Annotated in this window: 11 protein-coding genes and 1 pseudogene; 4 read left to right on the plus strand and 8 right to left on the minus strand. The window is 40.9% G+C overall.

Annotated features, from left to right (window positions below; all coding sequences use genetic code 11):
• Positions 1 to 411: 411 nt before the first annotated feature.
• Positions 412 to 1,608, minus strand: a complete 1,197-nt coding sequence (locus DXB73_RS09325) for a polysaccharide deacetylase family protein (RefSeq protein ID WP_182448368.1) — start codon at positions 1,606 to 1,608, stop codon at positions 412 to 414.
• A gap of 231 nt (positions 1,609 to 1,839) precedes the next feature.
• On the opposite strand from DXB73_RS09325, the gene DXB73_RS14385 reads away from it, so the two are divergent.
• Entirely contained in the window at positions 1,840 to 3,078 is a 1,239-nt protein-coding gene (locus DXB73_RS14385) for a recombinase family protein (protein ID WP_022024773.1), read from the plus strand.
• Between the two features lie 674 nt (positions 3,079 to 3,752).
• Here DXB73_RS14385 and DXB73_RS09340 read toward each other — a convergent pair.
• The 4 genes from DXB73_RS09340 to DXB73_RS09355 all read right to left on the minus strand — a co-directional run bounded on the left by DXB73_RS09340 (position 3,753) and on the right by DXB73_RS09355 (position 8,640).
• Positions 3,753 to 4,781, minus strand: a complete 1,029-nt coding sequence (locus DXB73_RS09340; RefSeq protein WP_118690930.1) for a YeiH family protein — start codon at positions 4,779 to 4,781, stop codon at positions 3,753 to 3,755.
• Between the two features lie 95 nt (positions 4,782 to 4,876).
• Positions 4,877 to 5,572, minus strand: a complete 696-nt coding sequence (locus DXB73_RS09345; protein ID WP_118690931.1) for an SDR family NAD(P)-dependent oxidoreductase — start codon at positions 5,570 to 5,572, stop codon at positions 4,877 to 4,879.
• 111 nt (positions 5,573 to 5,683) lie between these two features.
• Positions 5,684 to 7,477: a B12-binding domain-containing radical SAM protein gene (locus tag DXB73_RS09350; RefSeq protein WP_118690932.1), complete on the minus strand. Its 1,794-nt coding sequence runs from the start codon at positions 7,475 to 7,477 to the stop codon at positions 5,684 to 5,686.
• Positions 7,474 to 8,640, minus strand: coding sequence for a glycerate kinase (locus DXB73_RS09355; RefSeq protein WP_118690933.1), 1,167 nt, complete (start codon positions 8,638 to 8,640; stop codon positions 7,474 to 7,476). The genes DXB73_RS09350 and DXB73_RS09355 overlap by 4 nt, the downstream gene beginning before the upstream one ends.
• Before the next feature lie 146 nt (positions 8,641 to 8,786).
• Here DXB73_RS09355 and DXB73_RS09360 point away from each other — a divergent pair.
• Together DXB73_RS09360 and DXB73_RS09365 are read left to right on the plus strand one after the other, a co-directional pair.
• Positions 8,787 to 9,350 (plus strand): annotated as a pseudogene (locus tag DXB73_RS09360) (polysaccharide deacetylase family protein); the annotation flags it as partial.
• 320 nt (positions 9,351 to 9,670) lie between these two features.
• On the plus strand, positions 9,671 to 10,207 hold the full coding sequence (locus tag DXB73_RS09365) for a hypothetical protein (protein ID WP_022024498.1): 537 nt from the start codon (positions 9,671 to 9,673) through the stop codon (positions 10,205 to 10,207).
• Positions 10,208 to 10,373: 166 nt separating this feature from the next.
• Here DXB73_RS09365 and DXB73_RS09370 read toward each other — a convergent pair whose 3' ends face one another.
• Both DXB73_RS09370 and DXB73_RS09375 read right to left on the minus strand, forming a co-directional pair.
• Positions 10,374 to 10,973, minus strand: coding sequence for a DUF1349 domain-containing protein (locus DXB73_RS09370; protein ID WP_118690934.1), 600 nt, complete (start codon positions 10,971 to 10,973; stop codon positions 10,374 to 10,376).
• Between the two features lie 42 nt (positions 10,974 to 11,015).
• Entirely contained in the window at positions 11,016 to 12,227 is a 1,212-nt protein-coding gene (locus DXB73_RS09375; protein WP_118690935.1) for an MFS transporter, read from the minus strand.
• Positions 12,228 to 12,342: 115 nt separating this feature from the next.
• Between DXB73_RS09375 and DXB73_RS09380 the strand changes: the two genes are divergently transcribed.
• A complete protein-coding gene (locus DXB73_RS09380) occupies positions 12,343 to 13,239 on the plus strand; it encodes an AraC family transcriptional regulator (protein WP_243104017.1) in 897 nt (298 codons plus the stop codon).
• A 140-nt stretch (positions 13,240 to 13,379) separates the two neighbouring features.
• Here DXB73_RS09380 and DXB73_RS09385 read toward each other — a convergent pair whose 3' ends face one another.
• Positions 13,380 to 14,120 carry a DeoR/GlpR family DNA-binding transcription regulator gene (locus DXB73_RS09385; protein WP_118690937.1) on the minus strand — a complete coding sequence of 247 codons (741 nt, stop codon included), beginning with the start codon at positions 14,118 to 14,120 and terminating at the stop codon, positions 13,380 to 13,382.
• Between the last annotated feature and the right edge of the window lie 2 nt (positions 14,121 to 14,122).

Here is a 14,122-nt window from a genome sequence, read left to right on the forward strand (position 1 = left end):
ACATAATAAGCAATATGTGACAACATGATAATTTTTGATGTGCGAAGTTTGAGTAACTATATTGTAGTAGGAAAGGATGTTAGATGATTATGAAATTAGATGAAGAATATTTCCGACAAGAACAGCAAAAAATCCGATCCTTTATCGGGACCGGATTATTTACACTTTCTGTTATTCTGATCGCAAGTCTGGCAATCGTGTACAGCCAGAAAAAACTGCCTGCAGATAAATCTGTCATGTCAAACAGTTTGATACATAACAAGGAACTGCCGATTTATTGCGTTGATACCAAAAAACCGGTTGTCGCATTGTCATTTGACGCTGCGTGGGGAGCGTATCGCTCATTGAACACTGTCTTTGTGCCGCCCCACTTCTTCCACATGCTGACTAAAAAGCATCGTCATTTCTATATTAATTGTTCACTTTATGATGCACTTCCGTCGTACTTGCCGTCAGCGGCAGGAATGTATAACCATGCTTTTTACCATATTTGATGATCTTATCTAATGCTCCAAGCATCTTATCATTCTTATAAAAATCATGCATTAACACAACATTTCCCCGACCTTTTATCAGTCCTGTAGTCACGTTGCGATACACATCATTTGCATTTTTAGCCGTGTCCGAGTCGCAGGAAGCAACATTCCAATCAAAATAATGATAACCCCAGCTGGAAATATCTTTGGTGATTCTCGTCATAATTCCCGGATTATATCGGCTGACCGTATTAGAACTTCCTCCCGGAAAACGGCTTAACGTACACCAAACACCGTATTTCTTAAAGAAAAGATTGCGAAGCTTATCCAAATTTTGCTTGTACACTTTCTTGGACTTGTAAACGATGTTATATTTATGCTGATAACCATGCATAGCAAGGGTATGTCCCTCATCGATCACGCGTTTCGTCAGATCAAAATCTTTTTTCGCCGGTTTCAACTCAAAAAAGGTTGCCTTGACATTATTTTCCTTTAGAATGTCTAAAACCTTCGGTGTCGTATAACGATTTGGTCCGTCATCAAAGGTCAGATACACAATATTTTTAATCTTTTTGTTGACTGTCAGATCACAACGATATGTGTGCTCTGCGCCCTTTCCATAGATCGTTGTCGTGCCAACCTTTTTACCGGTAACAACACCATCTGCATCAACGGTGGCGATCGTTTCATCTGCGCTTGTCCAGCTGACACCACTTTCTTTATTACTAAAAAGGATCGGTAACTTCTCACCTTTCATCATCGCAAATGTCGGATACACCATGCCGCGCTTTTTGATCTTTAATGCACTGCTGCTCTTTTTGCCATCCTTAGTCACAGTAAGCGTCGTTTTTCCTGCTTTGCAAGCGTGGACAATCCCCTCCGGTGACACAGAGGCTACTGAGGTATCTGCGATCACATATTCCGCTTTTTCTTTTTCCTCCAGTTCATACTGCTCTCCCAAAAACAGCGTATATGTCTTCTGCTTATCTGCGTCTGTGTTGTTTTTCACAGCTTTTTCCTTTTGAACGGCAGAATTGTTCGCCTTTTTGTCGCTCTTACAAGCTGTCATGCTGACGCAAAGCGAGCTCGCAAGCACCACCATCAACCCCATTTTTACCCATTTTTTCATCATTCTCAAACCTCCTATGTATTGATATCTCTTGGCTCTTTGATGTGTTCTATCACACACGCAGCCATTATGCTTTTCATTCGCATCTGTTCTAGCATACACCATATTTCGAATAAAATCCATGAAATTAATGTAATTATTTACATATATCTATGTATTTGCTGCAGCCGCCTGTCATATAGTAATACTAATCACCAACAAGCTCCTAAAGAGCTTTCGGAAATGAGGATCCTTATGAGAAAGAACCGTTGGGCGTTTTACATAAGACTGAGCCGCGAGGACGGTGACCGCGCAGAAAGTTTAAGTGTCGTGCACCAAAAATTGAAGCTTTCCGAGTATGCTAAGACGCACCCGGAACTGACACCGTATAGCTGGTATATTGACGACGGTTACACTGGGACCAACTACGACCGCCCGGCATTTCTGCGTCTGCTGCAAGACATTGAAGCCGGTCATATATGCGGTGTTTTGGTGAAAGATCTGTCGCGATTGGGAAGAAATAATGTTAAAACAAGTCATTATGTCCATGAATATTTTCCGGGGCATAAAGTGCGTTTTATTGCTATCGATGATGCTGTAGATAAAGATTTTTTTGACATTGATACGAGTAAAGATATGATGATCGATCTCAAAAATATGTTTAATGGATTTTATCCACGGGACATCAGCGCAAAGGTACGCTCGACATTTCGCGCTAAGCAGTGCGCCGGACAATTTATTGGTGCGTTTGCCGCGTATGGCTACCGCAAGTCCCCATCCAATCATAACAAATTGCTGATCGATGAACCGGCCGCTGCGATCGTCCGCCGAATCTTCTGCGAATACCTGTCCGGCATAGGTGCATCACAAATTGCGAAACGATTAAATGAGGAGCAGATTCCCTGTCCCTCTCTTTACAAACAAATGCACGAAATGGCCTATCACAATGCCAACGTATGCCCCGGAAATGGCTGGACATACAGTAGCGTGCGCAACATTCTCCGCAACCCGGTCTACACCGGGAATATGGTACAAAACCGTTCTTTTCGTCAAGTCTGCAGTAAAAAGGCACTCCCCCTGCCTCCGGAACAATGGATCACGGTAGAGGCAACGCACCCGGCAATCGTGTCTTCGGAACTGTTCGACCGGGTGAACACTCTGCTGTCACACGCTCCAAGACAACCACAGAAACGATACGTACATCTTTTTGCCGGGTTGCTTCACTGTGCAGACTGTGGTGGGAGCATGGTCCGTATATGCCGCAACGGTACCGTTCGTTTTCGATGCGGTACCTATAACCGGCTTGGTCTGCGGGGATGTACTTCACATTCGGTATGTGAAACTGCTCTTACTAATGCTGTACGAAACGACCTTGAAGCACATGGCATTCCTCTGCCCGCTGAAAGCTCGCTAAACCGTGCCCTCGTGTGTTCTGTGATCCGTCAGATCACAATTCATGAAGATGGTTCCGCAGATATCTCTTATTTAAATTAAATTTCTTATTCATTACTCAAACATCGCACAGCAATAATTACCATGTTGTCACATATTGCTTATTATGTAAGTAAAATAATAGCTATTTTGCAGCCAATAATGTAAATTATTCTGCCATCAAGAAACTAAGACAATTGCCGCAGAACGCAGAGTTTTTACGTGATTTCTTATTTTGTTAAGTCTCTGATGAATACATGCCTGAAGGAGTGTTTGAGATGTCCCGGTTTAGCAAGGTATCATCCATTTTTGGACGGGACGCTTTCGCTACGATGCGCTACGTCACGTTACTTAATGTCTCTGAAATACGAGACATAAGTAACGACGAGCGCAAAGTCCCTTTCAAAAATGATGAATACCTTGCTTCCGGGACTTCGAGTTTCCGAAGGGCATGTAAATCATACATCAGAGACAACAAAATCTAGAAATCACTGTGAAAAAGAGCAAAACCAGCGTTTTGCTCTACAAGAATTGCTAAAGCAATTCTTGGTGATGTCACGCTACATAACAGCAATTTCCTACCAACTGAAAACTAATTGCGGCAAGGCAATTGCTATAGTTTCTTCATGGCAGAACCCACAATATGGTGGCTGCAAAATATAATTAAACTATCGACATAATAAGCAATATGTGACCAGGTGGCAGCTTCGGATGTGCGAAGCTTGAATTCATTACTATTACCACAAGCCAAGCACATGCTGCATCAACAGACTCATTCCTGCAATGCCGACCCAGCAGCAAAATCCCAATGCAAGCGGCTTACCACCCGTTTTGATCAACTTGATGATATTGGTATTTAAACCGATCGCTGCCATAGCAAGCACGATAAAAAATTTACTAAGTTCTTTTAACGGAGTAAATACATCTGCCGAAACGCCTGCATTTACAGCGATTGTTGTAATCAAAGATGCCCCGATAAAGTACAATATAAAGATTGGAAATACTTTCTTGAAATGAACCTTTTTCCCTTCGGCTCCACTCTTCTTCGTACGAACCAGTGCCAAAACAAGTGTGATCGGGATGATCGCTAGCGTTCTCGTCAGCTTAACCGTTACTGCTTTGTCCAAAGTCGCACTGCCTAAATGCCACATAGAATCCCATGTGGATGCTGTTGCCGTTACGGATGAAGTATCGTTGACTGCCGTTCCTGCAAAAATACCAAACGCCTCACCGTTTGTGGTGCAAAAATGCAGCAGCGAACCAAGTACCGGAAATGTTAATGCGGCAATGACATTAAAGAAAAAGATAACGGAAATCGCCTGCGCAACCTCCTCATCATCTGCATCAATAACCGGAGCAGCTGCTGCAATTGCAGAACCACCACAAATAGAAGATCCAACTCCGATGAGCGTTGAGATCTTCCCTGGAATGCGTAATACTTTGCACAAAACAAATGCGATAACCAGCGATGTTGTGATCGTCATAACAATGATCGGCAAAGACTGTTTACCCGTCTGCAGCACAACAGACAGATTGAGTCCAAAGCCAAGCAGGATCACTGCCCACTGCAATATTTTTTTAGAAACAAACGTAATACCTGACTGCAGATTAGTCTTATCTTTCACAAATAATGTTATGAGCATTCCTGCCAAAATTGCAAAGACCGCTCCTCCCACAATCGGAAATTGCTTGCCAAGCAGCTGACAAGGTACTGCAATCATAAGACAAAATAAGATTCCTTTTCCATTCTTTTTTACAAATTCCATAATATTCATCCTTTCTATCGTTATTTTAATCCACTCAAACCTCGCACATTAAAAATTATCATGTGTATCGTCATTTTGCTTCACAGAAGCATTCATCATTTTTTTGAAATACGGTGCAATTGTGGGCACACCGTCAATTCCGGTATTACCATACCATCTCTGGCAGCCAGCACCGTGCGTACTGCCTCAGCGACATCTTCCGGCAGGAGTGATGCCTGTAGATCTTCTGCTGCTGTAAAGTCCGCATTTCGGTACAGCTTTGTCCGGGTCATATCCGGGTGGATCACAGTTACCTTGACTCCATATTTTCTTGCCTCGTCAAATAAACTTCTGGAAAAAGCCGTAAGTCCGGCTTTTGTAGCACCGTAAGCGCAACCGTGCGGACTGTTTTTTAATGCGGTGACTGAGGAGATCTGCAATAAATATCCTTTTGATTTCTTCAGATCACGGAGTAACAAATTACTAAGAAGCAGCGGCAGTTCCAGATTTGTTCGCACCATTTGCTTGATCTTGGCAGCATTTAACTCCTCATGCAGTCCATAATAACCAATCCCTGCATTATTGATCAAGATATAAATTTCATATTGCTTACGGATCTGCTTGATATGTCGTTCTAACTCCGCGGTATCCAACAGGTCACAAACGACCGGATGAAAAGATACCTCTGTTGTAAACTCTCTGCCAAATCCAAAAACTTCATATCCTAACGAAACAAGCATTTCTGCAATCGCTTTTCCAATGCCGGAAGAAGCTCCGGTTACAATTGCAGCTTTCTTTTGATTACCATTCATTCCTTTTGTCCCTTTCTATGTCAGGTATTTCCTTTCTCCGGTCAATACCTCCTGATTATTACAGCATTTGCGATCAATGCCTATATCATCAAACGATCATCTGTCCCATATTTAGGACATGGCAATTTCGTATACTTTTGCCTCATTGGTCAGCGGATCTCTCTGACTGTAGTCATATAATAAATATCCACCGCACATCTTTGGATAATATTCCAAATGCAGATCTGTCCGATTAGCCAGTATTTTTTCAATTTGTCCTGCCTGTTCCTGTTTTAGGTGCTGCGCTCTCCATCGTGGATCTCTGATCTGTTTTAACCGTTGCTTTGTTTCTGTGTCATCACAAGCCCAATCCGGTCTTTTCTTACTGTTTTCCGTCAAATACAAATCGTGCAGTAAATATTCGGTCAGAAGTTCCTCTTCAACCTTCGCGCAAACTGTGTCTTTCCGCGCTGATCTTTTAGGATCAATTTCGCTAATGTTTTCCGGTTCAGCTGTCATATTCCGTTGCAGACCGTCCGACACAAATGCTCGTAACGCATCATATCGAAACAGTCTCGTATGCTTATATCCCATCCACTCCCTCTGTCGATAATATCGGGATAATTGCAAATAAAATGAAAACGTGTCTTCGCGGCCTGCAAGAAGATACTCCAACGTATGCATGAATTGTCCGCTATTATAGTATACCTCGACCATTTCTTCTACATCTTTGAGCAAAGAACGTTCTTCATAAGAAAGCCATTTTGTTGCAAGCACCTCATAAGGTGGCTCGCTGGTCGAAATAATCCCGTAATCCTCTTTCTTTTCTTCCATATAGGAACCCTTAAGCACCTTCAAAAAACCAAGCTGCAACTGATCCGGACGCATTGCATATACATCATTAAAGCTCTGCTGAAACTGTGCAAATGTCTCAAACGGCAACCCTGCAATAAGATCCAGATGTTGATGAATATTATGCATCTTTTTAACTCTCGCCACACACTCTGCCACTTTGCCTACGTCCATGACACGACGTATCTCTGTGATCGTATCCGGATAAGTAGATTGAATACCGATCTCTAACTGGATCAAGCCTTTACGCATCTGTGCAAACAACGCAAAATCTTCCTCCCGAAGCAAGTCTGCTGCCACCTCAAAATGAAAATTGGTGATCCCATTATCATGTTCTAATAAATATTTCCATATCTCATAAGCATGTTCATGGTTGCAATTAAATGTCCTGTCCACAAATTTGACCTGATCCACCTTATGGTCTAAGAAAAACTGCAACTCCGGAAATACCAAAGACAAACTGCGAAGCCGTACTCTTTTGTCGATAGAAGACAAACAGTAACTACAGCGAAATGGGCATCCCCTGCTTGTCTCATAGTACAGGATCTTATGTGCAAACCGATCCAAATCGTGATAAACAAAAGGGATCTTATCCATCGGAAGGTACTCTCGAATACCGTTGTCACAGATTTCCCCCGTATTCTCTCGATAACAGATGCCAACGATATTCTCTAATCGTTCTCCATCTAACAAATGCTTTTGCAATAGCTGTGCAAAGGTTTCCTCTCCTTCACCAACGATCACTAATTCTACATAAGATAATTCCCGAAGCAATTGTTTTGCATCATAAGAAGCTTCCGGACCACCAAACCAGATCTGTACCTGCGGAGCTATTTTATGCAATTCTTCCGCTAATGCCTTGACATAAGTAATATTCCAAATATAGCAGGAAAAAGCGACTACATCTGCTTTGTGTTCATAAATATCCCGAAGGATCTCTTCCTGCTGCTGATTGATCGTATATTCTGCCAGCTCTACTTCTACCGGTATGTTCTCCGTATAGGCTTTCAAGTCATATACTGCCAGATTCGAATGAATATATTTGGCATTGACCGCCACCAATAACACTTTCATTCATTGGCTCCTTTCTTTGTATCTATCATGTGGATCCATTCGGACATTGTTTCTCGGACTTTCTGTCCTAAATCGCGGACAGCCATTTGTGGATCGAATGCTCCTTCTTGTTCTGTAACTGCATAAACCCGATCAAATAATCCACTTTCTGTGCACTGCTCGATCCCATCACCAAAACAGCCTGCATAAGCAATGACCGGAACAGCATATTTCTTCGCTAGTCTGGCAACCCCAGCCGGAGTTTTCCCCATTAAAGTCTGAGCATCCATTCTGCCCTCGCCCGTGATCACCAGATCAGCAGTACGCACCGCTTCTTCCAGATGAATTTCCTGCAGCACAATATCAATCCCATGCACCAGCTCTGCGTGCAAAAAATATGCAAAAGCATAGCCAAGTCCTCCGGCTGCTCCCGCCCCCGCCATCCAGCGATCATAGTCTTTTGCAAAGAGATCTGCAAACCTTGTGATTGCCTGTTCCATCCTCTGTACCATTTGCAGGTCAGCACCTTTTTGTGGCGCAAAGACAGTACTGCAGCCCTCATCTCCTACGAGAGGATTATTAACATCGCAGATCACCTTGATATCTACATCTTTTAGTTTTTTCAGAATACCTGTTGTGTCCATTGCGGCAATGTTTTCTATCCCCTCTGCACCATATGATACTTCTTGGTCATTTATATCTGTAAAGCTCGCTCCAAGTGCTTGTAACATTCCAATACCAACATCGTTTGTTGCACTTCCGCCAATTCCTACGATCAGTTTTTTGCATCCCTTACGCACTGCATCCAATATCATTTCTCCGACCCCATACGTTGTCGTTTTAAGTGGATTTCTCTGTGATACCGGTACTAACGTAAGTCCTGCCGCCTGTGCCATTTCTAGGATAGCCGTTTTTTCTTCTCCTGTCCCAAAAATGGTATACTTTGCTTGTACTTTTTCGCCGAGCGGTCCGGTTACCGTAATGCATTGAGGTAAAACCGCCGCCCTTCCAAACGATAATGCCTCTGTTGTGCCTTCTCCACCATCTGCCACCGGATAAACTGTCACCCGACTTGGAGTCTGTTCTTTTATTGCTGTCGCGATCGCATCTCCAGCCTCATAAGAAGTCATACTTCCTTTGAAGGAATCTGTTGCGATAATAATATTATAAGTTGTCTGATTCATCGAATCCTCCATATTTTAGCCAAATATCAACTATCATGACTTTATGTGTAATAAAGATATGATGCATACTCTTCAGTATAGAAGATGCCCTGTGTTCTGTAAAGAGGTTCTCTTAGCTCCCCTCTCCCTGGGGGAATGAAGATACCCGCAAAATTCTCTCGATCCTCAAAAAGAAAAAGGTTCATGTCACCTTTTTTATGACGGGAGGCTGGATCGAACAATACCCCGATGATGTCAAGGCAATCGCTGCCGCCGGTCATGAACTTGGCAACCACAGTGAAAATCACAAGCAAATGTCAACTCTTTCCTCAGAAGAATGTAAGAAGGAACTTATGACTCCGCATGAAAAAGTCAAGAAACTCACTGGTATTGACATGAAAGTATTTCGTCCCCCATATGGGGATTACAATGATACTCTCATCACAACCGTCCGAGAATGTGGCTACTCACCCATCCAGTGGGATGTAGACAGTTTGGATTGGAAGGATTACGGCGTAGATTCTATTATTCATACCGTTTTAGATCATAAGCATCTCGGAAACGGTTCCATCATTCTCTGTCATAACGGTGCTAAATATACTGCCGAAGCTTTGGAACAGTTGATCGATGGCCTACAGTCCAAAGGCTTTACTTTGGTTAAAATGTCGGATCTGATCTACAAAGATCACTATGATATCAATCCCGAAGGCCGCCAGCAGCACATCAAATAGCCAAAAAAAATGTGATAATTATATGGGTGGATTGCTATGTATGGCAGTCCACCTTTTTAATAATCTTCGGGAAACTAATCTGAATTTCAAGTAATGTAACAATTATTTATAGAAATTGTAACACAAATGCACTTGTTTACATTTCAAAAAAATGATATAAGTTATCTGTAACTTTAGTATTACAGAAGTTCAACACAAACACATTGTAACATGAGGGGCATTGCTTTATGAGCGCACGCGGTCGATCAACGGATCACATGTATACTTACTGCGCGGCGCTCAGATTGGAGGCATCTCATATTAGAGATTGGAGGACACTTATGAAAAAAATAATCGCAATCACGTTAACAGCAGCACTTGCTCTAACCGGATCCTTTACTGCATCTTTGACAAAGACAGCAGACGCTGCTGCATATACGACGAAAACAAATACACAATACACCGACACATATACAGACACCGCTGTAACAAAGTCTTTTGCGAAAAGCAAAACCAAAAAAGTTTCCAAAAAGACAAAGACCAAACATATTATCGTTGCAAAATTAAATGGCACGACCTTAAAGTATCACAAGTCCACTATGAATACGAATCTTAAGGGCAACAGTGACTGGGAATGGGAAAATGTAGTCGGTTATGGCAAAAAACAGTCGATCAAAGTTGCCAAAAATTGCAAATACTATATACTTGGAAACGATATACACACCGTCAAAAAGACCACAAAAAAGAAATTCCAGAAACGCCTATACAGTTATAAGCGTTATAAAGAAAATGGTGTTATTTGGTATTGGGGAACCGCTGCTAAGATCACGATCAAAAACGGTAAAGTTATAAAAATGGTACAAGAATACCAGGCATAGTAGAACAATTTTCTAATAATATGCCACAAGAAAGAGCACTCTCTAAATATGATGGCGATGTTACGCTAACAATAGAAATTTTCCATTAAAATACGGGAGTGTCCCAAAGTTTGTGTAAACCTTCAAACTGATGTAAGATAACATTACTCAGTTTGAAGGTTTTTATTCAATCACGCCAGTCTGCATCTGATTCCCATTTACATTCCGTAATCTGCATATTTGAAAATGTTGCCTTATACGAGCCTTCTGTCGGGCTGCATGCATATATTCCATAAGTAATTTTTTCTGCACCTTCCCACATATGGAAAATACGCATTTGTCTGAAATTTATGCCATCCTCACTGCATTCAATACAGTAGTCACTGTCCCTTCGTGAAAAACGATACCACATACTTTTAATATCAGAGGATATGTCTGTTGTTGCCCAGTCAGAATATCCATGATTGGTTACAACGCTTCCCAATCGCTGTATTTTTTCATTCTCATATTCTATAGATGCCTTAAACCAATTATCACTATTTAAATACATAGCCACACCACACTGGTCAAAACGACAGGTACTCTCGAATTCTGTTTTAACAATAAAAGAAAAGTACTTGTCCGTTGTTTCAACTTGAAATACTGGAGCATTATCATTTTGAAAACCATAATAAGTGCGTGCCCATAAATCGGTACCCCTTTCTGTAAGAATTACAACTTTATCCTCACTAATTTGTACCTGCTTTGGTTGACGTATCCATTTAGGATTGTTTTTCAAAAATTTCATCTTTTTTCTCACTTTCTTTTTTATTTTAATAAGCAGCTATATTTAGTGCCTACTTTTCACTGTATTATAATTAGTAATTTTCTTTTGTCTTCTGCAAAGAATGACTCCTATAAGTAACAACATTGGAAAAATAATTCCTGCCAAAATTCCCATCTTTAGGTTATCCCCAAAAGCTCCTGATACCATTCCAACCAATGTAGGACCTCCTGAACAACCTATATCTCCACCTAATGCCAGCAATGCAAACATGGCTGTTCCCCCTTTGGGCAAAGCTGCTGATGCCTTGCTGAAAGTTCCAGGCCACATGATTCCCACTGAAAGCCCACAGACAGCGCAGGCAATCAGATTTAATAGCGGAATCGAGAATAATGAAATCCCTAAATAGGATAAAATACATAAAAAACTACTATAAATCATAAAGTGTTCCAAATTGATGCGGTCACCATACTTACCATAAAACAATCTTGATATTCCCATTAGAACCGCAAATGCCATCGGCCCTGCTAAGTCGCCGGCTGCCTTTGAAATTCCAAGACCTTTTTCTGCAAAAGCAGAGGCCCATTGACTTACTGCTTGCTCACTTGCTCCTGCACATATCATCATAATCAACAAAATCCAAAAAATTTTCATCCGAAACAATTCCTTTAATCCAAGTCCGGTATCTCCATCCTCAAGCAATGGTGCAATGGGAACCTTTGAAAAAACAAAAGCATTTCCAATTGGAATAACCGCCCAAATAATGGCTAATATTTTCCAATTATCTATACCGACTACATAAAAGAACACTGTTGATATGAGTACAACTCCGGCGTGTCCCCAGCAATAAAAAGAATGCAACAGGCTCATTGCTTTTTCCTTATTGTCGGATGGGCAAGCCTCAACAACCGGACTGACTAGGACTTCCAAAAGTCCACCACCTACCGCATAGATCATTACAGCAATCAATATTCCAATAAAGGAAACTGGTAAAATCTCTGGTAAAACTGTAAGAAGGAATAATCCTGCCGCTGCTAAAACATGAGCTATAATCATTGCTATCCGATATCCTATTTTATCAACTAATCTGACAGAAAGAAAATCAACCAGTAGTTGTATCCCAAAATTAAAAGTCACTAACAATGTAATTTGGGAAATTGGAATGTGATAGCATTTCTGAAAAAACAAAAAAAGCAGTGGTGCAAAATTATTAACGATAGCTTGTACAATATAACCTACAAAACAGGCTGTAATTGTCTTATTATATTGGCTTTTCATTTTGTCCTCCTCTAATAAATGTAATTATATCGTAAATTTTATATCTAGTCATTGTATAAAATCATATATTTATGGTACAATATAACAAATTTTATTATTTATGGAGAAATATACCATGGAGACTTTTAAGATAATTACAGATGAAACACTACGAGAAACCATCCAGCATGGCAGCAATCGTTATCCATTTGCATACTATCCTGATAATATTTGGAAATTTGACTTCCATCGCATTGACTGGCATTGGCATCATGAATTAGAATTTCTTTATGTTGCTGAAGGTACCGCGCTCTGCCTTATAGGGACAAGTAAAATAGAACTACATAAAGGTTGCGGCATATTTATCAATAGTGGTGTCCTACATCGTTTTGAAGCACAAAGCAGTACATTTGTACCTAATATTGTTTTTTCGCCAACTCTATTAGCACCTGAAAACAGCCTCATTTACGAAAAATATATTCTTCCTGTGATAAGCTCGTCTGTTCCATATCAAGTTTTCAGTCCATCCAACACATTTGGAAAACAGGTGCTACAACTTTTGTCGCAAATTTGTACTATTCAGGAAACTAAGCCAGATAATGAATTATGTACTATACAGCTTTTATTTCAGCTTTGGAATATTTTGCAAAAAAATATGGACTGGACTTCTGATTCTAACAGTATTCATCGATTAAATCACAAACAAGCAAGATTACAAGCTATGATGCAGTATATTCATGATCACTACATGGAAGAGATTACATTGGAGACGATTGCGGCATCGGCATCTATCAGCAAAAGTGGAGCTTTACACATTTTTCAAACCGGCATCCACTGTTCTCCGGTAGCATATCTAATTCAATACAGACTAGCGCAGGCTGCTGAACAACTTTATATTACTCAAAAATCGGTTTCTTCCATTGCAGAAGAAACCGGATTTACAAGTTCCGGCTATTTCTGCCGGAAGTTTAGACAATATTATCATATGAGTCCAAATGAATACAGAAAGAAGAAAACAGAGAAAATTTTTTGATTTCTACTTTCTGTAATCATACAATATTTGGAGATGATGTTGTTTTTCGTTATATTATCTGTATCAATTATGCTGACAATATACTTTTTATGCATCATATTTACAATGTTCAATAGAAAAATACAGGTTTAGGGAGTCCCCTAAACCTGTATTATATTACCATATTTTTTGTAATGCTCCGGTATGGAATCCGTAATGATCTTTGCATCACTATAGGCAGCAAATGTCACAGAACTGACTTCATCAAATTTTGCACGATCCGCTAAGACATAAGCCTTCGCACATTGACGAAGCGCGGTCTTTTTAACTAGCGCTTCGCTGCCATCCGGCGTTGTATAACCCTGTCTTCTGCTCAATCCGTTCGTTCCAAAAAATCCAACAGTGAAATGATACTCCTGAAGTGATAACACCGCCTGTGCACCAACAACCGCTTCCGTTGTACCACGAAGTTCTCCGCCAACCAACAGCACACGATATCCGGCTACTGCCAGCTTTCTGGCATGACTTACTGCATTGGTAACAAAGGTTGCACTGGTCTCCAGCGGATACTCCAACATATATCCGGTTGTCGTTCCTGCATCCAAATACACAAAGTCATGTGGCATTATCATCGCTGCTGCGTAACCGGCGATGAGCCTTTTTTCCCGCTCATTGACCTGCAATTTCTGTGGAACGGACAACTCCATTCCGTTGGAAACATTATCCGGCGCAACCGCACCACCAAATACTTTGGTTAATTTTCCTTCTTGTGCCAATGCATTCAGATCACGCCGAATCGTTGACTCTGATATTCCAAGTCTGTCTTTGATCTCAGCTACTGTCACACTGCGTTTTTCACGTAAAAGTTCTAATATGATATTGTATCTTTCTTCTGTAAGCATTA

The sequence above is a fragment of the Clostridium sp. OM05-6BH genome (genome assembly GCF_003481635.1).
Taxonomy (GTDB): Bacteria; Bacillota; Clostridia; order Lachnospirales; family Lachnospiraceae; genus Butyribacter.